At 62.8% G+C, this 18,844-nt stretch carries 18 protein-coding genes; 5 read left to right on the forward strand and 13 right to left on the reverse strand.

The annotated features are described in order from the left end of the window. Positions 1–189: 189 nt before the first annotated feature. The 4 genes from dnaX (at position 190) to recR (ending at position 4,664) form a co-directional block, all read left to right on the forward strand. Positions 190–2,361, forward strand: coding sequence for a DNA polymerase III subunit gamma/tau (gene dnaX, locus M1E04_RS08875; protein WP_456292782.1), 2,172 nt, complete (start codon positions 190–192; stop codon positions 2,359–2,361). Between the two features lie 95 nt (positions 2,362–2,456). Continuing rightward, the gene (locus M1E04_RS08880; RefSeq protein ID WP_065988699.1) at positions 2,457–2,783 is read left to right on the forward strand and encodes a YbaB/EbfC family nucleoid-associated protein; all 327 of its coding nucleotides are present in this window, start codon (positions 2,457–2,459) and stop codon (positions 2,781–2,783) included. Between the two features lie 180 nt (positions 2,784–2,963). Next, positions 2,964–3,992 carry an NADP-dependent oxidoreductase gene (locus tag M1E04_RS08885; RefSeq protein WP_369319290.1) on the forward strand — a complete coding sequence of 343 codons (1,029 nt, stop codon included), beginning with the start codon at positions 2,964–2,966 and terminating at the stop codon, positions 3,990–3,992. Positions 3,993–4,061: 69 nt separating this feature from the next. Continuing rightward, a complete protein-coding gene (gene recR, locus M1E04_RS08890; RefSeq protein WP_065988697.1) occupies positions 4,062–4,664 on the forward strand; it encodes a recombination mediator RecR in 603 nt (200 codons plus the stop codon). 179 nt (positions 4,665–4,843) lie between these two features. Here recR and M1E04_RS08895 read toward each other — a convergent pair whose 3' ends face one another. The 12 genes from M1E04_RS08895 to ccoN form a co-directional block, all read right to left on the reverse strand. After that, positions 4,844–5,392, reverse strand: a complete 549-nt coding sequence (locus M1E04_RS08895) for an adenine phosphoribosyltransferase (RefSeq protein WP_065988696.1) — start codon at positions 5,390–5,392, stop codon at positions 4,844–4,846. Positions 5,393–5,455: 63 nt separating this feature from the next. Then, complete coding sequence (fnr, locus tag M1E04_RS08900) at positions 5,456–6,190, reverse strand: fumarate/nitrate reduction transcriptional regulator Fnr (RefSeq protein WP_065988695.1); 735 nt, start codon at positions 6,188–6,190, stop codon at positions 5,456–5,458. Between the two features lie 148 nt (positions 6,191–6,338). After that, a complete protein-coding gene (gene hemN / locus M1E04_RS08905; RefSeq protein WP_456292783.1) occupies positions 6,339–7,721 on the reverse strand; it encodes an oxygen-independent coproporphyrinogen III oxidase in 1,383 nt (460 codons plus the stop codon). An 89-nt stretch (positions 7,722–7,810) separates the two neighbouring features. After that, positions 7,811–8,557, reverse strand: a complete 747-nt coding sequence (locus M1E04_RS08910) for a sulfite exporter TauE/SafE family protein (RefSeq protein WP_456292784.1) — start codon at positions 8,555–8,557, stop codon at positions 7,811–7,813. Between the two features lie 138 nt (positions 8,558–8,695). Next, entirely contained in the window at positions 8,696–8,911 is a 216-nt protein-coding gene (gene ccoS, locus M1E04_RS08915) for a cbb3-type cytochrome oxidase assembly protein CcoS (RefSeq protein ID WP_296316103.1), read from the reverse strand. Between the two features lie 25 nt (positions 8,912–8,936). After that, complete coding sequence (locus M1E04_RS08920; RefSeq protein WP_456293166.1) at positions 8,937–11,402, reverse strand: heavy metal translocating P-type ATPase; 2,466 nt, start codon at positions 11,400–11,402, stop codon at positions 8,937–8,939. 19 nt (positions 11,403–11,421) lie between these two features. Further along, positions 11,422–11,955, reverse strand: coding sequence for a FixH family protein (locus tag M1E04_RS08925; RefSeq protein WP_296308319.1), 534 nt, complete (start codon positions 11,953–11,955; stop codon positions 11,422–11,424). 12 nt (positions 11,956–11,967) lie between these two features. After that, positions 11,968–13,383, reverse strand: coding sequence for a cytochrome c oxidase accessory protein CcoG (gene ccoG, locus M1E04_RS08930; RefSeq protein WP_296308318.1), 1,416 nt, complete (start codon positions 13,381–13,383; stop codon positions 11,968–11,970). A gap of 56 nt (positions 13,384–13,439) precedes the next feature. Further along, positions 13,440–14,420, reverse strand: coding sequence for a cytochrome-c oxidase, cbb3-type subunit III (gene ccoP, locus M1E04_RS08935; RefSeq protein ID WP_296308316.1), 981 nt, complete (start codon positions 14,418–14,420; stop codon positions 13,440–13,442). Beyond that, positions 14,417–14,638 (reverse strand): cbb3-type cytochrome oxidase subunit 3, encoded by a 222-nt coding sequence (locus M1E04_RS08940; protein ID WP_192130494.1) that lies wholly within the window; start codon positions 14,636–14,638, stop codon positions 14,417–14,419. The genes ccoP and M1E04_RS08940 overlap by 4 nt, the downstream gene beginning before the upstream one ends. A gap of 5 nt (positions 14,639–14,643) precedes the next feature. After that, a complete protein-coding gene (gene ccoO, locus M1E04_RS08945) occupies positions 14,644–15,255 on the reverse strand; it encodes a cytochrome-c oxidase, cbb3-type subunit II (RefSeq protein ID WP_369319284.1) in 612 nt (203 codons plus the stop codon). Beyond that, positions 15,255–16,697, reverse strand: a complete 1,443-nt coding sequence (gene ccoN, locus M1E04_RS08950; protein WP_456292785.1) for a cytochrome-c oxidase, cbb3-type subunit I — start codon at positions 16,695–16,697, stop codon at positions 15,255–15,257. The genes ccoO and ccoN overlap by 1 nt, the downstream gene beginning before the upstream one ends. An 856-nt stretch (positions 16,698–17,553) precedes the next feature. Between ccoN and M1E04_RS08955 the strand changes: the two genes are divergently transcribed. After that, positions 17,554–18,243, forward strand: a complete 690-nt coding sequence (locus tag M1E04_RS08955) for an alpha/beta family hydrolase (RefSeq protein WP_456292786.1) — start codon at positions 17,554–17,556, stop codon at positions 18,241–18,243. Here the strand turns inward: M1E04_RS08955 and M1E04_RS08960 are convergent. After that, a complete protein-coding gene (locus M1E04_RS08960) occupies positions 18,218–18,715 on the reverse strand; it encodes a hypothetical protein (RefSeq protein WP_369319282.1) in 498 nt (165 codons plus the stop codon). The two genes, M1E04_RS08955 and M1E04_RS08960, sit on opposite strands and share 26 nt — an antisense overlap. Positions 18,716–18,844 lie beyond the last annotated feature (129 nt).

Consider the following 18,844-nt stretch of genomic DNA (forward strand, 5'->3'; position numbering starts at 1 on the left):
TGCGACGTTTCAAGCCTGCTGTGTCTTCGGAATCCAGGTGTGGGACCTTGTGAGGGAACCGTCTCGCGGAGCCGTCTTGCGGAGCCAGGCCAGCCATAATAAAGCGATAAGCGTCGGACACCAGATGCAATTTTGCCCCTGCTCCGCTAGCATTGGCGGTCTTCCGCAACCCAGTCGCGACGGTTTTCAATGAGTTATCAGGTTCTTGCACGTAAATGGCGTCCGCGCTCGTTCCGCGAAATGGTCGGCCAGACCCATGTGCTCAAGGCCTTGATCAACGCGCTGGACAGCCAGCGCCTGCACCACGCCTATTTATTCACGGGCACGCGCGGGGTCGGCAAGACCACCATCGCGCGGATTATCGCCAAGTGCCTGAACTGTGAAACCGGCATCACGTCAACGCCGTGTGGCGAATGTTCGGTGTGCCGCGAGATCGACGAGGGCCGTTTTGTCGACCTGATCGAGATCGACGCCGCCAGCCGCACCAAGGTCGAAGACACCCGCGAGCTGCTCGACAACGTGCAATACGCGCCCAGTCGCGGTCGCTTCAAGGTCTACCTGATCGACGAAGTGCACATGCTCTCCAGCCACTCGTTCAACGCCTTGCTCAAGACGCTGGAAGAGCCGCCGCCCTACGTCAAGTTCATCCTCGCCACCACCGACCCGCAGAAGTTGCCGGCGACCATTCTGTCCCGCTGCCTGCAGTTCTCCCTGAAAAACATGACGCCTGAGCGTGTGGTTGAACACTTGACCCACGTCCTTGGCGTCGAAAACGTTCCGTTCGAAGACGACGCGCTGTGGCTGCTGGGTCGCGCGGCCGATGGCTCGATGCGTGACGCCATGAGCCTTACCGACCAGGCGATCGCCTTCGGCGAAGGCAAAGTGTTGGCGTCCGACGTGCGCGCCATGCTCGGCACGCTGGATCACGGCCAGGTGTTCGACGTGCTGGCCGCGTTGATCGAGGGGGATGCCCGTTCGTTGCTTGAAGCCGTGCGGCATCTGGCCGAACAGGGGCCGGACTGGAGCGGCGTGCTCTCGGAGATTCTGAACGTATTGCACCGGGTCGCCATCGCCCAGGCGCTGCCTGAAGGGGTCGATAACGGCCACGGCGATCGCGATCGCGTGCTGGGCCTGGCCCAGGCGTTGCCCGCCGAAGACGTGCAGTTCTACTACCAGATGGGCCTGATCGGTCGCCGCGATCTGCCGCTGGCGCCGGATCCACGGGGCGGTTTCGAGATGGTGCTGCTGCGCATGCTGGCGTTCCGGCCCGCAGACGCCGACAACGCGCCGACGCAGCCGTTAAAGTCAGTGGGGATCAACCCGGCCACGGTTGATTCCCGGACAGCGGTGGCGAGTTCAGCATCCGCAGCATCCCGACCCCAGACTGTCCCGGCGCCTGTCATCGACACGCCGGCGCCTGTCGCCTTGCCCGAGCCTGTGGCGGCAAAAGCGGAGGCAGAGATCGATCTGCCGTGGAACGAGCCAAACGCCGCGGTGCCAGCCACTGCCGCCGAGCCCGAGAACGAGACCAAGTCTGAGCCTGAGTCTGAGCCTGAGCCTGAGCCTGAACCCGAGGACGAGCCGTCCCCACAGCCCGCGTCCGTGGCCGAGAGGCCCGAGGCCGTCCTCGACACCGTCGCCGAGCAGCCGGACCTGACGCCAATGCCGGCACCGGCCCCCGCGAGCCCTGTGCCGGACGCGCCCGAACTCGCATCGTCAGAACAGCTGCAAGCCGCTGCCGAGGCGGTGACACCGCAAATGATCGAGCACGTGCCCGATGCCGCACCTTACGTGCCGGCGCCGATGGAGCGCGACGACGAGCCGCCGCCCGATGACGACTACATCGAGCCGGACATCGACATCGACCCTGCGTCGTTCGCTTATCTCGATGACCTGGCCCACGAAGCCGTCGAAGCGGTGGAGAAGGAGCCCGAACTGTTGCCGGCGTCCAAGCCTGCCACCGGTCTTGCGGCAGACTGGCTTGAGCTGTTCCCGAAACTGCCGATTTCCGGCATGACCGGCAGCATCGCCGCCAACTGCACGCTGATTTCGGTGGAGGGCGACAACTGGCTGCTGCACCTTGATCCGGCCCACAGTGCGCTGTTCAACTCGACGCAGCAGCGCCGTCTGAACGACGCGCTGAACCAATACCATGAACGCACCCTCAACCTGAGTATCGAACTGATCAAGCCCGAGCAGGAAACCCCGGCTCAGGCAGCGGCGCGTCGGCGTGCCGATCGGCAGAAGCAGGCCGAGGCGGCGATCCACAGCGATCCGTTCATTCAGCAGATGATGCAGCAGTTCGGTGCGTCGATTCGCGATGACACCATTGTTCCGGTGGATGCGCCGACCCAGGCGTAAGTCCACGCCCGATGATTCCCGGGGGCGCTAAGCTGATAGGGCGCCCCTAATTGTTCAATGACTTTCTATCCGATGACTTCCGAGGAGTAACTCCCATGATGAAAGGTGGCATGGCAGGCCTGATGAAGCAGGCTCAGCAAATGCAGGAAAAAATGGCCAAGATGCAGGAAGAACTGGCCAACGCTGAAGTGACAGGCCAGTCTGGCGCCGGTCTGGTCAGCGTGGTCATGACCGGGCGTCACGACGTCAAGCGCGTCAGCCTGGACGACAGCCTGATGCAGGAAGAGAAGGAAATTCTGGAAGACCTGATCGCTGCGGCCGTCAACGACGCTGTGCGCAAGATCGAAGCGGCCAGCCAGGAAAAGACCGCTAGCATGACCGCCGGCATGCAGCTGCCGCCGGGCATGAAAATGCCGTTCTGATCGGACGGCGGTTGCGACATCAAGATGCCAGGCCCTCGTGCCTGGCATTTTCGTTTGGGCACGGCGGCAAGCCGTCAGCACGAAGCGCGCCATAGGGAGCCCACATCCGACCGAACCCGTCCGGCTGCCCACGGTCTGCTTTCTATACCCTTGCAACCCTTCATCATGGAGCCCATTTCGATGACCCAAGAATTGATCCTCAACCAACGTGTCGTCCTGGCGTCCCGTCCCCAAGGCGCGCCGACCCCGGAAAACTTCCGACTCGAGCGCGAGGCACTCCCTGACTTGCAAGACGGCCAGGTGCAGCTGCGCACGCTCTATCTGTCCCTCGACCCCTACATGCGCGGTCGCATGAGCGACGCGCCGTCCTACGCGGCACCGGTGGAAATCGACGCGGTGATGGAGGGCGGCGCGGTCAGCGTGGTCGAGCAGTCGCGCAATCCGGCATTCAAGGAAGGCGATCTGGTCGTGGGTCAGACCGGCTGGCAGACCCACAGCATTTCTGATGGCAGCAATCTGTTGATGGCGCCGAAGGACCTGCCCAGCCCGTCAATGGCGGTCGGCGTGCTCGGTATGCCGGGCATCACCGGTTACATGGGCTTGATGGACATCGGCAATCCGAAAGCGGGCGAAACCCTGGTCGTCGCGGCGGCTTCGGGGGCAGTCGGTTCGGTGGTGGGTCAAGTGGCCAAGCTCAATGGCCTGCGGGTGGTGGGCGTTGCCGGTGGCGAAGACAAGTGCCGTTACGTGGTCGATGAGCTGGGTTTTGACGCTTGCATCGATCACCGCAGCGAGGACTTCGCCGAGCAGCTGAAGGCGGCCGTTCCGGACGGCATCGACATCTATTTCGAACTGGTCGGCGGCAAGGTGCTGGAGAAGGTCATACCGCTGCTCAATGAGCGTGCGCGGGTGCCGTTGTGCGGGCTGATCGCCCATTACAACGCCCAGAGTGAGCCAGAGGGGCCGAATCGGCTGCCGCTGTTGATGCGCACGCTGCTGACCAAGCGTGCGAAGATTCAGGGCTTCATCGTCTACGAAGAGTATTACGATCGTCTGGACGAATTCATGCAGGCCATGATTCCGCTGGTGAAGGACGGCAAGGTGAAATTCCGCGAAGACGTAGTGGAGGGCCTGGAGAATGCCCCGGACGCATTCATTGGCCTGCTCGACGGCAAGAACTTCGGCAAGCTGGTGGTCAAGGTCTCATGACCCTGATTTGACGGTAATCGGAGGCGCGGGTATAAACCGCGTCTCGTGTTTTTGTCGGACGTTTCTCCAATGAGCTTCAGCCCCCTGATTCGCCAGTTGATCGACTCCCTGCGCATCCTGCCCGGCGTCGGTCAGAAAACCGCCCAGCGCATGGCGTTGCAGCTGCTGGAGCGTGATCGCAGTGGTGGCTCGCGTCTGTCCCAGGCGTTGAGTCAGGCGATGGAAGGCGTTGGGCACTGCAAACAATGCCGCACCCTCACCGAAGAAGAACTCTGCCCGCAATGCTCGGACGTCCGGCGCGACGACACGCTGCTCTGCGTGGTGGAGGGCCCGATGGACGTTTATGCGGTGGAACAGACCGGTTACCGCGGGCGCTACTTCGTGCTCAAGGGGCATCTGTCGCCGCTGGACGGTCTGGGGCCTGAAGCCATTGGCATTCCGCAGCTGGTGGCACGGATCGAAGAGCAGGGCTCGTTCACCGAAGTCATCCTCGCCACGAACCCCACGGTCGAAGGCGAAGCGACGGCGCACTACATCGCCCAACTGCTGACCAACAAAGGCCTGGTCACCTCGCGCATTGCCCACGGCGTGCCGCTGGGTGGCGAGCTGGAACTGGTCGACGGCGGCACGCTCGCGCACTCGTTTGCAGGGCGCAAGCCGATTCAGTTGTAACGAGTCTCTCCGTCTTCAATGCGCTGAGTACCTGTCGGAGTGAACTCGGGTGTAGGACCGGCTTTAGCCGGGAAGGCGGCAGGTGTCACACCCCGAATCCAGGGTGCCCTCACTGGCCTGTTCCCGGCTAAAGCCTGTCCTACAGACATCCGGCGAACCGATCGACTTTGATCGTGGCCTTACTTCTCCGTCAACGCAAACTGGGTCAGGCAGAACGTCGGGATTTCCATGTCGCGCAGGCGTTGTGAGCCGCCCAGCTCCGGCAAATCAATAATCGCAGCGGCTTCGTGGACCTTGGCGCCCATGCGGCGGATCAGGTTGGCGGCGGCGACCAGGGTACCGCCGGTGGCGATCAGGTCATCGAACATCACCACTGAATCCCCGTCGCACAAGCTGTCGGCGTGGACTTCCAGCAGCGCTTCGCCGTATTCGGTCTGATAGGCCTCGGCCAGCACATCGGCCGGCAACTTCCCTTGCTTGCGAAACAGCACCAGCGGTTTGTTCAGTTCGTAGGCGACGATCGAACCGATGAGAAACCCGCGCGCGTCCATGGCGCCGACGTGGGTGAACTCGGCGTCGATGTAACGCTGGATGAAGCTGTCGATGACCAGGCGCAGGGCCTTGGGTGACTGGAACAGCGGGGTGATGTCACGGAAAATCACGCCGGGTTTGGGGAAGTCCACCACAGGGCGGATGAGGGATTTGATGCTGACTTCGTCGAAAATCATAAGGATCTCGGGCAGGACATGACTCAAAAGACGCCAGTCTAAGCCCGCCCGGACCATCATGCATCAGCTTTCCAGCGATCCCCCGGCCAGCGCGCAGAGCTGAATCGGGTCAAGGATGTGGATTTCCTTGCCCTCGGCGGCGATCAACTCGTTTTGCTGAAAGCGGGTGAACACCCGGGACACGGTTTCCACCGCCAGACCCAGGTAGTTGCCGATCTCGTTGCGCGACATGCTCAGGCGAAACTGGTTGGCGGAGAAACCCCGGGCGCGGAAGCGGGCGGAGAGGTTGACCAGAAACGTGGCGATGCGCTCGTCGGCGGTTTTCTTCGAGAGCAGCAGCATCATTTGTTGGTCATCGCGGATTTCCCGGCTCATCACCCGCATCAACTGGCGACGCAATTGCGGCAGTTGCACCGACAATTCGTCCAGCCGTTCGAAGGGGATTTCGCACACCGACGTGGTCTCCAGGGCCTGCGCCGTGACGGGATACGCCTCGGCGTCCATGCCCGACAGCCCGACCAGTTCGCTGGGCAGGTGAAAACCGGTGAGTTGTTCTTCGCCGCTGTCGCTGAGGCTGAAGGTTTTCAACGCGCCGGAACGGACGGCGTAGACGGAAGCGAAGGTGTCGCCCTGACGAAACAGAACATCGCCTTTCTTCAAGGGGCGGCCGCGTTTGACGATTTCGTCCAGTGCGTCCATGTCTTCCATGTTCAATGAAAGCGGAAGGCACAACGGGGCCAGGCTGCAATCCTTGCAATGAGCCTGGGTGTGAGCACGCAGTTTGACTGGCTCAGACATCGGGTAATTCCTTGTGAAGAAACACACATAAGTCGTAAGGGTAACTCAGGGTCAGCCCTGCGACTACCACGCGCCTTCCTTGGCCCGAAATCATTCCTCCGCGCCAGGCGGAACATTCCTATATCACCTGGGCCTATATCACGCGGGCCTATATCACCTGGGAATAGCGCTGACGGTACTGCGTGCCCAAATACGCATCGAACACCATGCAGATCGAGCGCACCAGCAGGCGTCCTGCCGGCGTGACGGTGATGCCGGTCGGGTCAAGCAGAATCAGCCCGTCCGTGGACATGGTCAGCAATTGCGGCCACTGCTCGCGGAAATATTCCCGAAAGTGGATGGCAAATGCGTTTTCGACGGTGGCGAAATCCAGGCGGAAATGACAGATCAGCTGGCTGATGATGGTGCGCCGCAGCTGATCGTCTTCGTTGCAGAGCAGACCGCGTTTGGTTGCCAGTTGGTCGCTGGCCAGCAGGGTCTGGTACTCGGTGAGGTCGACGGTGTTCTGTGCATACAGCTCGCCGATCTGGCTGATTGCCGAGACACCGAGGCCGATCAGGTCGCAGTGGCCATGGGTGGTGTAGCCCTGAAAATTGCGCTGCAACGTGCCCTCTTCCTGAGCGATGGCGAGGTCGTCATCGGGCAGCGCAAAGTGGTCCATGCCGATGTAGCGATAGCCTGCACGCGTCAGCTGCTCGATGGTGCGCTGGAGCATCTCCAGCTTCTGTTCCGGGCTGGGCAACTGAGCGGTGTCGATGCGCCGTTGGGGCATGAAGCGCTCGGGCAGGTGGGCGTAGTTGAACACCGACAGCCGGTCGGGCTGCAGGGCGATGACTTGCTCGACGGTGTGGGCAAAACCCTCTGGTGTCTGCAGCGGCAGGCCATAGATGAGGTCGATGTTCACCGAACGAAACTGCAGGGTGCGCGCAGCTTCGACGATGGCGCGGGTTTCTTCCAGGCTTTGCAGGCGGTTGATTGCCCGCTGCACCAGCGGATCAAGGTCCTGGACGCCGAGGCTGACGCGGTTGAAGCCCAGCTCGCGCAACAGGCCCATGGTCGACCAGTCCGCCTCGCGCGGATCGATTTCGATGCCGTAGTCACCGGAGTGGTCATCCAGCAGGGTGAAGTGCTGGCGCAAATGGGCCATCAGCTGGCGCAGTTCAAGGTGACTGAGAAAGGTCGGCGTGCCGCCGCCGAAGTGCAATTGCTCCACCACCTGACGGTAATCGACGTGGGCGGCGATCAGGCTGATCTCGCGTTCGAGCCGCTGCAGATAGACCTGGGAGCGACCGCGGTCCTTGGTGATGACTTTGTTGCAGGCGCAGTAGTAGCAAATGTTGGCGCAGAACGGGATGTGCACGTACAGCGACAACGGTCGCGACGCCTTGCGGCTGTCTCGCAGCCCATGTAGCAGCTCGAAGGCGCCAACTTGCGTATGAAATTGCACGGCGGTGGGGTAGGACGTGTAACGCGGCCCTGCCAGATCGTAGCGACGGATGAGTTCAGAATCCCAACGAAGGTCGTCGAGCATGGGGGCGTTCCCGATAAGGATGGCGGTGCGGGAAGTGTAGGGAAGCCGCCGCTGAGGGCATTGATCTGGGTCAACGGATGGGGGCTGGGTTACTCGTGGCCCATGCCTGCATGATCCATGGCGGGATTCATCTCATGATTCATCGTGTGATGCGTGTGACCCATGAGCCACTGTTGATGGGGGCCGGGGAGTGTCCACAGGCCGAACAGAATCACCAGCACTCCGCCAGCCACGCGCACGCTGCGCCGACGGAGCAGGGCGGTGATGCGCTCGGCGGCCAGGCCCGTGGCGAGCAGCACCGGCCAGGTGCCGACGCCGAATGCGAACATCAATATCGCGCTGTGCAGCGCATCGCCCTGGCTCGCCGACCACAGCAGCGTGCTGTAAACCAGCCCGCATGGCAGCCAGCCCCACACCGCGCCCAGCAGTAAAGCCCGGGGCGTCGTCGACACCGGCATCAAGCGGCGGGTCAGCGGTTGCAGGTAGCGCCAGACCCCGCGTCCCAGCCCTTCGATGCGGGTCAGGCCGCTCCACCATCCGGCCAGGTACAGGCCCATGGTGATCATCAGCAACCCCGCGATCACCCGCAACAGCATCGCCCCCGGGCTGTTGGCGACGGCCCAGCCGAGCATGCCGATCAGCAATCCTGCGCAGGCGTAGCTGAAAACACGCCCGACGTTGTAGGCCACCAGCAGGCGCAGGCGTCTTCCGCGTTGCTCCGGGGGGATGGCAAAGGTGAGCGCGCCCATCAGACCGCCGCACATGCCCAGGCAATGACCGCCGCCGAGCAGGCCCAGCACGAGGGCGGAGAGGAGTTGGGGGAGGAGGTCATGCATGGGCGCTATCCGAAAGCTTTCCGGTGAGCGTTAGTACGCCATCGCGAGCAAGCTCACTCCTACAGGAGAACGCATACCCCTGTAGGAGTGAGCTTGCTCGCGATGGCTTACTCAAACGCGCTGCATAAACCAACTGACTCACTGGGTCAGATCCCCTTTATGGTCCGCTCTGCCTTTCCCCGACGCCTCATCCACCCCAGCCTTGTGCCCTGGATCCTGATCGTCGAACAGAATGCTGTGGGCCGGGCCGTCGAGGTCGTCGTACTGACCGCTGTCCACTGCCCAGAAAAAGACGTAGATCGCCACCACCACAATCAGCAGCGCCGCCGGAATCATGATGTAGAGCGCAGGCATCGGGCCTCCGAATCGGGGCATGGGTTCATGGGGTCACCGTCTGACGGGCAGCCATGGATTCTGCAGAAAGCGGCTTCATCCGCGTCAGACGTAACGCATTCACCACCACCACCAGCGAACTCACCGACATTCCCGCCGCCGCCCACAACGGCGTCACCCAGCCCAGCGCCGCGAAGGGCAGCACCAGCCCGTTGTACAACCCGGCCCACGCCAGGTTTTCCAGAATGACCCGCCGCGTGCGCCGAGCGAGGCCAAACGCATCGACCAACACGTGCAGACGATTCGACAGCAGCACCGCATCGGCGCTGGTCTTGGCCAGATCGGTGGCCGAGCCCATGGCGATGCTGATGTCGGCCGCCGCCAGCATCGGCACATCATTGACCCCGTCGCCGATCACCAGAAGGGTCCGGCCCTCGGCGCGCAGCCCTTGCAGAATGGCGAGTTTGTCATCCGGCCGCAGGCTGCCCCGGGCGTCATCGATCTGCAACAGAGTCGCGACAATGGACACCATGGGCGAACTGTCGCCGGACAACAACAACGTCTGCCAGCCGCGCTGTTTGCACGCGGTGACCAGCCTTGCCGCGTCGTCCCGCAGCCGATCATCCAGCACCAGCCAGGCGAGGGCTTGGGTGTCATCCCCCAGCAGCAACCACTGACCGGGCTCCTCCGGCATGGAGGGCACGGCGACGCCACTCAAGGCGCAGACAAACCCGGGCTGACCGATGCGCAAGAGGCGCCCGTTGACCTCGCCTTCCAGGCCCAGGCCCGGCGTCGCGACCACCCGTTCAGCGGTCAGCGGCGTTTTGCCGAACGCCCGGGCAATCGGGTGTTCAGACCGACTTTCCAGCGCCGCTGCCAGGCTCAAACAGTCGTCACTGCTCAGGGCGCCAAGGCTGCGAACCGCCCTCAACGTCAGGCGCCCTTCGGTCAGCGTGCCGGTCTTGTCGAAGATCACCGTGTCGATCCGGTTCAGCCCCTCCAGCACATGGCCTCGGGTCAGCAGCAGCCCGAGCCTGTGCAGCGTGCCGGTGGCGGCGGTCAGCGCGGTCGGGGTCGCCAGCGACAAGGCGCACGGGCAAGTGGCGACCAGCATCGCCAGCACGATCCAGAATGCGCGGCCGGCATCGAGCTGCCACCAGACCACACCGACACACGCCGCCAGCACCAGCGAAATCAGCAAAAACCACTGCGCCGCGCGGTCCGCCATCTGCGCCAGGGGCGGCTTCTCCGATTGTGCGCATTCCAGCAGTCGGACGACGGCGGAGAGCCGGGTGTCATCGCCCAACGCGAGCACTTCCACGGTGAGCACGCTTTCACTATTGGCGGTGCCGGCGGTGACGGCGTCTCCCACCTGGCGCGGCTGAGGCAGGTACTCCCCGGTGAGCAGCGATTCGTCGATGCTCGAGCAACCCGCGATGATTCGGCCGTCCGCCGGCAACATCGCGCCGGGGTGTACCAGCACGTGATCGTGCAGGCGCAGTTGATCAGTCAAGACGCGCTCGGTCTGACCGTCCGCGTTCAACCGCAGACAGGACGCCGGCAGCAGATTGACCAGTTGCTCGGTCGCTAAGCGGGTGCGCTCCCGGGCGCGGCGTTCGAGGTAGCGGCCGCTAAGCAGGAACAACGCGAACATGCCGACGGCGTCGAAATACAATTCGCCAACGCCGGTGACCGCTGTCCAGAGGCCCGCCAGATACGCCGCGCCAATCGCCAGCGACACCGAAACGTCCATGGTCAGATGGCGGGCGCGCAGGTCGCGCAACGCCCCTTTGAAGAACGGCGCGCAGCTGCAGAACACGATGGGCGTCGTCAGAAACATCGCCACCCAGCGCAGGATTGTGTGCATTTCCGGGCTGAGGTCGATGTTGAATTCGGGCCAGGTCGCCATGGTCGCCATCATCGCCTGAAACCACAGCAGCCCGGCGACGCCCAGTTGACGCAGGCTGCGACGGTTTTCCAGGGCCAGGCGCTCGGTGGCTGCATCCGCCTGATAAGGGTGGGCGGCGTAACCGATGCCCCGCAGCTCGGACAGGACCTCGCTCAAAGGCAATGGCTGGTCATGCCAGCGCAGGTGCAAGCGGTGACTGGACAGGTTCAGCCGCGCTTCGACCACGGCGGGCAACCTGCGCAGATGCCGCTCGATCAGCCAGCCGCACGCCGCGCAGGTGATGCCTTCGATCATCAGCGTCGTTTCAGCCACATTGCTGGCGACATCGCCAGAGGGGGTGTCATGGCGGACAAAGGCCGCTTGCACGTCGGGACGATCAAAGAGGGCTTGCTCGTCGGCTGACGGCGAGGGCAACACCTGCGGGTTGACCGACGCTTCGCTGCGATGCAGGTAGTAGCTTTCCAGGCCGCCGGCAACGATGGCGTGGGCCACGGCCTGACAGCCGGGGCAGCAGAATTCCCGCGCCTCACCCAGCACCGAGGCCACGAAGCGCCCGCGCGGCGGGACCGGTAGCGTGCAGTGGTAGCAAGGCCGCAGGGTAATTCCCTCAGTCGCTTTCACGTCAATGCCCGCCAGCGCCCTGAAGCGGCTCGTCGCCCAGGGTCAGTGATTGCCCGGGAACGATCCGTTCTTCCTCGAACAGGCGCCAGGTCCGGGCGTTCTCCACCCCCAGCAATTCGACGAAACGCCGGCCTTCGACCCTGTCGGCCAGCTGCCCGACATAGCGCCCCGGCTGCGACGGCGTGCGCGCCAGCACCACTTTGCGGTCTTTGTCCGGCTGGGTCGGGGAGATCAGGTTCAGGACCAGGGTTTCCGGCTGGCTGGTGCCGCTCAGTTGCACATCCACTTCGCCGGTGAGCTCGTCGAGAGCCACGCGGGCGTGCAGGTTCAGGGACTGACCCAGCAACTCGCGATCGAGTGAGCGATTGATGCCTTTGCCGGCCTCGTAATAGTTGTCGGTGACCAGGTTGTCCGGGTGGGTGACGGCGATGGTGACCATGGCCAGGGTCAACGCCACCGAGCAGGCCAGAATGCCGATGATGATCCACGGCCATAGATGCCGGTGCCAGGGACGTGCTGCGGTGACTGGGGTCATTTCCGACCTCTCTCAGCGAATGGGCGGGCCGAGGAAACGGCTCTTGGCGTGGACTTCAGTGTCGCTCTGCTCAACGTCCCTGAGGACGAAACTGACGTCGTTGCTGCTCGACGGCAGTTGCTCGGGCGCGACCGACAGCTCCACCGGCAGGCTGATGATCTCGCCCGCCGGCACCTTTATCTCACGACGGCCTTGCAGCTTCAGGTCCGGCAATCCTGTGGCGTCGAGCACATAGGTGTGGTCGAGCTGGTCCTTGTTCATGACTTTCAGGCTGTAGACGTTTTCGATCCGGCCCTCGGCGTTTTCCCGATACAGCATGCGGTCCTTGCTCACATCAAAACCCACCAGCGAACGCATCAAAAACGCACTGGTCAGCACGCCGGTCATCACCACCAGCACGACGGCGTAGCCGATCAACCGGGGCCGCAGTGTATGGGTTACCTGACCGGAAAGGTTGTGTTCGGTGGTGTAACTGATCAAGCCGCGCGGGTAGTCCATCTTCTCCATGATCGAGTCGCAGGCATCGATGCACGCCGCGCAACCGATGCATTCGATCTGCAAGCCGTCGCGGATGTCGATGCCGGTAGGGCAGACCTGCACGCACATCGTGCAATCGATGCAGTCGCCGAGGCCTTCAGCCTTGTAATCCGTTTCCTTCTTGCGCGCACCCCGTGCCTCGCCGCGCCGTGGGTCGTAGGAAACGATCAGGGTGTCCTTGTCGAACATCACGCTCTGAAAGCGCGCGTACGGGCACATATGAATGCACACCTGTTCCCGCAGCCAGCCGGCGTTGGCGTAGGTGGCCAGGGTGAAGAAACCGACCCAGAAATACGACCAGCCATCGGCCTGGCCGGTGAAGAAATCCAGCAGCAGTTGGCGGATGGGCGAGAAGTAGCCGACGAAAGTCAGACCGGTGACCAACCCGATCAGCAGCCAGAGGCTGTGCTTGGCGAACTTGCGCGCGAACTTGTTGGCGTCCATGGGCGCCTTGTCGAGTTTGATGCGCTGATGGCGGTCGCCTTCGGTGACCTTTTCGCACCACATGAACACCCACGTCCACACGCTTTGCGGGCAGGTGTAACCGCACCAGACGCGCCCGGCGAACACGGTAATGAAGAACAGCCCGAACGCGCTGACGATCAGGATGCCCGAGAGCAGAATGAAATCCTGCGGCCAGAACGTCGCGCCGAAGATGTAGAACTTGCGCTCCGGCAGGTTCCACCACACCGCCTGATGCGCGCCCCAGTTGAGCCAGACCGTGCCGAAATACAGCAGGAACAACACCGCGCCGCCACCCATGCGCAGCGTGCGGAACACCCCGGTGAACGCGCGGGTGTAGATCTTCTCCCGCGAGGCATACAGGTCAACGGTGTCGCCGTCCTTTTCAGTCGGCGGCGTGACGTTGTGCAGCGGAATCTGATTGCTCATGGCAGCGTCCTACGCCCTTCGGGCCGAATCATCAGCGTGTGCGACGGCGATATCCTTCACTCGGGCTTTGCCGCCGGTTCTTCCCCGTGGGAAAGGCTGTAAACGTACGCCGCCAGCAAGTGCACCCGGTCGTTGCCCTGCAACAACGCCTGGGCTGGCATTTGCCCCTGGCGGCCATACTGGATGGTCTGTTGCAGCTGCGCAAAGCTGGCGCCGTAGATGAACGCGCCGGGGTGGGCCAGGTCCGGGGCACCCAGTGCGGCAACGCCTCTGCCCTCCGGCCCGTGGCAGGCAACGCAAGTAGTGGCATAGATTTTCAAGCCTGCCACCGGATCGGCTTTCGCATCAGCCGGCAGTGTACGCCCGTTCAGTTGGGTCAAAACGTAAGCCGACACGTCGCGCACGCCTTGATCGCCGATCACCGCCCCCCACGCCGGCATCACCGCATGACGGCCGTTGAGGATGGAGGTTTTGATGCTCTGCGCATCACCGCCCCAGCGCCAGTCGGCGTCGGCCAGGTTGGGGAAGCCGTAGGCACCCTTGGCGTCGGAGCCGTGGCAGACCGAACAATTCGACGCGAACAGCCGTCCACCCATCTTCAGTGCTTGTGGGTCCTTGGCCACGTCTTCAATGGGCATCGCTGCGAATCTGGCGTAGATCGGCCCGTAGCGCGCCTCCGAGCGGACCATTTCCTTTTCCCATTCGTGCACGCCGGTCCAGCCGGTGGCGCCGTCGGAAAACGGGATTTTCTTGTCGTTGTCGGCGTAGTCATAGCCCGGCAACAGGCCCTTCCAGTTGCCCAGGCCTGGGTAAAACGCGAGATAACCCAAGGCGAAGATGATCGTGCCGATGAACAGCCAGAACCACCACTTGGGCAGCGGGTTGTCGTACTCCTCGATGCCGTCGAAGGCGTGGCCGACGGTTTCATCGGTGGTGTCGGCGCGCTGGCCCTTGCGCGTCGCGATCAGCAGCCAGCCCATCGCGAAGATCGTGCCCAGGGTCAGCACCGTGACGTAAAGGCTCCAGAAGGTGCTCATGGTTTTGGGCTCCTTTCGGCTTTCGAGTGTGCTTGCGCTTTGCGCTGGTCCTGCGCCTGCCTGACCTGCGCAATCGCCTCGGGGTCATCGGCAAACGGCAGCAGCGTTGCATCGTCGAATTCCGCTTTGCGCCGCGGGCTGAACACCCACAACGCCAGACCGATGAAGGCGACCATCACCACAACGGTGCCCAGGCCTCGAATCGTTCCCATGTCCATGGCGATCACCGTTTGCTCTTGATGAGGGTGCCCAGGCCCTGGAGGTAGGCCACCAGCGCATCCATTTCGGTCTTGCCCTTCACCGCGTCGGCTGCACCTGCGATGTCGGCATCGGTGTACGGCACGCCCAGGCTGCGCAGCACTTCCATCTTCTTGCCGGTCAGCTGGCCGTCGATTTTGGTGTCCGCCAGGAAGGGGTAGGCCGGCATGATCGACTCCGGCACCAGGTCCCGCGGGTTGTTTAAATGAGCGCGGTGCCAGTCATCCGAGTAGCGACCGCCGACCCGGGCCAGGTCCGGCCCGGTGCGTTTGGAGCCCCACAGAAACGGGTGATCCCAGACGCTCTCACCGGCCACCGAGTAATGCCCGTAGCGCTCGGTTTCGGCGCGGAACGGCCGGATCATCTGCGAATGGCAACCCACGCAGCCGTTGGCGATGTAGACGTCGCGGCCTTCGAGCTCCAGCGCCGGGCGCGGCTTCATGCCTTCGACGGGCAGGGTGGTGACGTCCTGAAAGAACAGCGGGACGATCTGCGTCAGCCCGCCGATCGCCACCGCGATGACCATGAAGATCGACAACAGGCCGATGTTCTTTTCCAGTGCTTCGTGCTTGATCATCAGTGGGCCCCCACGACAGCAATCTGCGCGGCGGCTTCGGCTTCTTCCGTGTTCGCTGCGCGAATGGTGCGGAACACGTTGTAGGCCATGAACAGCATGCCGCTGGCGAAAATCGCGCCGCCCAAGGCGCGGACGATGTACCCCGGATGACTGGCCTGCAGGGCCTCGACGAACGAGTAGGTCAGGGTGCCGTCATCGTTGATCGCCCGCCACATCAGCCCCTGGGTGATGCCGTTGACCCACATCGCGGCGATGTAGAGGACGGTGCCGACAGTGGCGAGCCAGAAGTGCGTGTTGATCAGCGCGACGCTGTGCATCTGCGCACGGCCATAGAGTTTCGGGATCATGTGGTAGACGGCGCCGATGGTGATCATCGCCACCCAGCCCAGCGCGCCCGAGTGAACGTGGCCGATGGTCCAGTCGGTGTAGTGAGAAAGCGCATTGACGGTCTTGATCGCCATCATCGGCCCCTCGAACGTCGACATCCCGTAGAACGCCAGCGACAGCACGAGGAAGCGCAGAATCGGGTCGGTGCGCAACTTATGCCATGCGCCCGAGAGGGTCATCATGCCGTTGATCATGCCGCCCCAGCTCGGCACGAGCAGGATGACCGACATCACCATTCCCAGCGATTGCGCCCAGTCGGGCAGGGCGGTGTAGTGCAGATGGTGCGGGCCGGCCCAGATGTACAGGGTGATCAGCGCCCAGAAATGCACGATGGACAGGCGATAGGAATAGATCGGGCGTTCGGCCTGTTTCGGCACGAAGTAATACATCATCCCGAGAAAGCCGGTGGTGAGGAAAAAGCCGACGGCGTTGTGCCCGTACCACCACTGGATCATGGCATCGGTGGCGCCGGCATAGGCGGAATAGGATTTAAAGAGGCTCACCGGCAGCGAGATGTGGTTGACGATGTGCAGCATCGCCGTGACCACAATGAACGCGCCATAGAACCAGTTGGCGACATAAATGTGTTTGGTTTTGCGTTTGACGATGGTGCCGAAGAACACCGCGCCGTAGGCGATCCAGACAACCGTCAGCAGGATCGCAATCGGCCATTCGAGCTCGGCGTATTCCTTGGTGGTGGTGTAACCCATCGGCAGGCTGACGATGGCGCCCATGATCACCGCCTGCCAGCCCCAGAAATGAAAAGCCGCCAGTCCGTCGGAAATCAGCCGCGTCTGACAGGTTCGCTGGACCACGTAATAAGAGGTGCCGAACAGCGCACAGCCGCCGAACGCGAAGATCACCAGGTTGGTGTGCAGGGGGCGCAGTCGACCGAATGTGGTCCACGGCAAACCGAAATTCAGGTCAGGCCACACCAGCTGGGAGGCGATGAAGACGCCCAGGCCCATGCCGATGATGCCCCAGACCACCGTCATGATGGCGAACTGGCGGACGACCTTGTAGTTATAAGCAGTCGGACTGGGTGCTGTGCTCATGTCAGGTTCCACGGTGTGTATTTTATTAGTGTGGTAACAGCCGCACCTTCGATCGCGCGTCACCCGTCACGCAGTGGCGTGGCTGGGGATCGAGGAAGCGATAGACGCGGTGCACGCAGACGCCCGGTCGCCGAGGCGTGGGAGGGTTCTGGCTGAGTGGCCTGGGGGAAGGAAGACAGGTCGAGCTGGATCGCGCGCGTGAGTGGGAGGGATTGGATACAACCCTGCGGGTGAAAACAGCGCTGAAGCTGCTTGTCTGCAAGAGGGTTGCGTTGCCGGGCACAATCTTGTCGCTGGGCCTGTGGCTAGCTGTCGCCGGTCCACTGTGCGGACACAGCTTAGACGCGAATGATCGCGGAGGGAAGGCTTTGGCGCCGCACCTGCGACACTTGGCCGCGCTCGAGGGGAAGTTGCCGCGCCCTGGCCGGGACGCGGCGATCAACCATTTCCGGAGATAGCTGAAACGGTTCTCTGCCTGCTGTTCCTGTGCGTCGAGAGAGCGTTTATACAACGAAGTTGTATACAAAAAGCCGCTGACATTGGCACTTTGTTCTGCCCAGAAATAATTGGCCCGAGCTGGCAGAAAGGCCGGCGATCGTCACGGGTGATCGTCCGGAGCGGACAAAAAGCATATTCCGTCGATGAAACCGCCCGGTTGTGTGCAGGTTGGGGCGCTCAGGATTCGGTGCTCGTTGCCGAAGTGCCGCGCCAGAATAACGCCTGGGAGCTGAACCCTTGCTGTCGGCACAGGGCAATCGGCGCGCAGGGTCATGGTACGCCGACGTTGCTGCATAATGGCGGCCGTGGTGCCCGCCTCAGTCGGTGGGTGATCAATGTTTTGAAAGAAGAGAGCGGCATGAGCAAACAACAGGCGGCGAAGCGAACGGCCGATCATTGCGCGCAACTGGCGCATGAGCACGGCTGGGTCTGGAATGCGCCGACCGGCCCGGCGGCGGACGCGCCATCGACGCTGATTCTCGCCCACGGCGCGGGCGCCCCGATGGACAGCGACTTCATGAACGACATCGCCACGCGTCTGGCGGCCTTGGGTGTTGGCGTGCTGCGCTTTGAATTCCCCTACATGGCCCAGCGCCGAATCGACGGGCGCAGACGACCTCCCAATCCTCAGCCGAAATTGCTGGAGTGCTGGCACGGGGTGTACGCCGCGGTGCGTGGGGGAGTGAGCGGGCGAGTGGCGATCGGTGGCAAATCCATGGGCGGACGCATGGCCAGTGTTATTGCTGACGACGTGGAAGCCGATGGGTTGTTCTGTCTGGGCTACCCGTTCTACGGGGCAGGTAAACCCGAGAAGCCGCGGGTCGCGCACCTGGCGGAACTGAAGACGCCGACGCTGATCATTCAGGGCGAACGGGATGCGCTGGGCAATCGAGAGGCAGTTGAAGCGTACGAGCTGTCGAAGGCCATTGACGTGCACTGGGTGCCGACGGCCAACCATGACCTCAAACCGTTGAAATCATCCGGCCTCAGTGTCGAGGCGTGCAAGCAGGAAATCGCTGAGCTTATGGCGCGTCGGCTGATCGGATAGCGGGATGCTCCTCAGCGTTTAGGTCACAGACCAGGTCGAACCGGCCGTCGGTCACGTGGAAGTCCTTGGTCGGGACCGCAAACTCGAAGTTGCCGTGCAGTGCGCCGGATGCGGCATCGCAGCCCAGCAGCGTCAGGTTGCCTTGCTGCAGATCACGCGAGTGATAAATCTTCGCCATCCGCGTGGGGGTCAGGTGATAGATAACGGTGATCTGATCGTTGCGCAGCAGGTTGTGGTTGCCGGGCTGCACCGTTTCGTCGATGAACAGGCCGATCATGGTGCGGTGCCGACGAACCGTGCCGGTGGCGAGGATCTTCCAGATTCGGCACGTGGTCGGATCCGACCGGCCCGGGCGCAGGCACGCCATGGCACTCAGGCTATGGGTGATGAAAGGGTGGCCGTTGACAGTTGCGATGAACGTGCCGCGCGCCGCCGCTGCCTGCGGTCGTTGAAGGGGTGGTTTTGCCGGCATTTTTCCGAGATTTCCGTGAATGGGTTTTAGGGGCTGGGTGGGCACCGCACACTTATAAGACGCCGTCGGGTGGCGACGACGTCTTTGAAAGGGGGTGCTGCTTATTTCGTTGAGGCCAGGTGGTGAAGC

Source organism: Pseudomonas sp. AK106 (assembly GCF_053903055.1).

Excerpts from the sequence above, each read along its gene's own strand:
- M1E04_RS08960 (WP_369319282.1), bottom strand. The coding sequence starts at position 18,715 with ATGCCGGCAAAACCACCCCTTCAACGACCGCAGGCAGCGGCGGCGCGC.
- ccoO (WP_369319284.1), bottom strand. The coding sequence starts at position 15,255 with ATGATCAAGCACGAAGCACTGGAAAAGAACATCGGCCTGTTGTCGATC.
- M1E04_RS08925 (WP_296308319.1), bottom strand. The coding sequence starts at position 11,955 with ATGACCCCAGTCACCGCAGCACGTCCCTGGCACCGGCATCTATGGCCG.
- ccoG (WP_296308318.1), bottom strand. The coding sequence starts at position 13,383 with ATGAGCAATCAGATTCCGCTGCACAACGTCACGCCGCCGACTGAAAAG.
- recR (WP_065988697.1), top strand. The coding sequence starts at position 4,062 with ATGAGCTTCAGCCCCCTGATTCGCCAGTTGATCGACTCCCTGCGCATC.
- ccoS (WP_296316103.1), bottom strand. The coding sequence starts at position 8,911 with ATGCCTGCGCTCTACATCATGATTCCGGCGGCGCTGCTGATTGTGGTG.
- M1E04_RS08940 (WP_192130494.1), bottom strand. The coding sequence starts at position 14,638 with ATGGACATGGGAACGATTCGAGGCCTGGGCACCGTTGTGGTGATGGTC.
- fnr (WP_065988695.1), bottom strand. The coding sequence starts at position 6,190 with ATGTCTGAGCCAGTCAAACTGCGTGCTCACACCCAGGCTCATTGCAAG.
- dnaX (WP_456292782.1), top strand. The coding sequence starts at position 190 with ATGAGTTATCAGGTTCTTGCACGTAAATGGCGTCCGCGCTCGTTCCGC.
- M1E04_RS08955 (WP_456292786.1), top strand. The coding sequence starts at position 17,554 with ATGAGCAAACAACAGGCGGCGAAGCGAACGGCCGATCATTGCGCGCAA.
- M1E04_RS08910 (WP_456292784.1), bottom strand. The coding sequence starts at position 8,557 with ATGCATGACCTCCTCCCCCAACTCCTCTCCGCCCTCGTGCTGGGCCTG.
- M1E04_RS08885 (WP_369319290.1), top strand. The coding sequence starts at position 2,964 with ATGACCCAAGAATTGATCCTCAACCAACGTGTCGTCCTGGCGTCCCGT.
- M1E04_RS08895 (WP_065988696.1), bottom strand. The coding sequence starts at position 5,392 with ATGATTTTCGACGAAGTCAGCATCAAATCCCTCATCCGCCCTGTGGTG.
- hemN (WP_456292783.1), bottom strand. The coding sequence starts at position 7,721 with ATGCTCGACGACCTTCGTTGGGATTCTGAACTCATCCGTCGCTACGAT.
- ccoP (WP_296308316.1), bottom strand. The coding sequence starts at position 14,420 with ATGAGCACCTTCTGGAGCCTTTACGTCACGGTGCTGACCCTGGGCACG.
- ccoN (WP_456292785.1), bottom strand. The coding sequence starts at position 16,697 with ATGAGCACAGCACCCAGTCCGACTGCTTATAACTACAAGGTCGTCCGC.
- M1E04_RS08880 (WP_065988699.1), top strand. The coding sequence starts at position 2,457 with ATGATGAAAGGTGGCATGGCAGGCCTGATGAAGCAGGCTCAGCAAATG.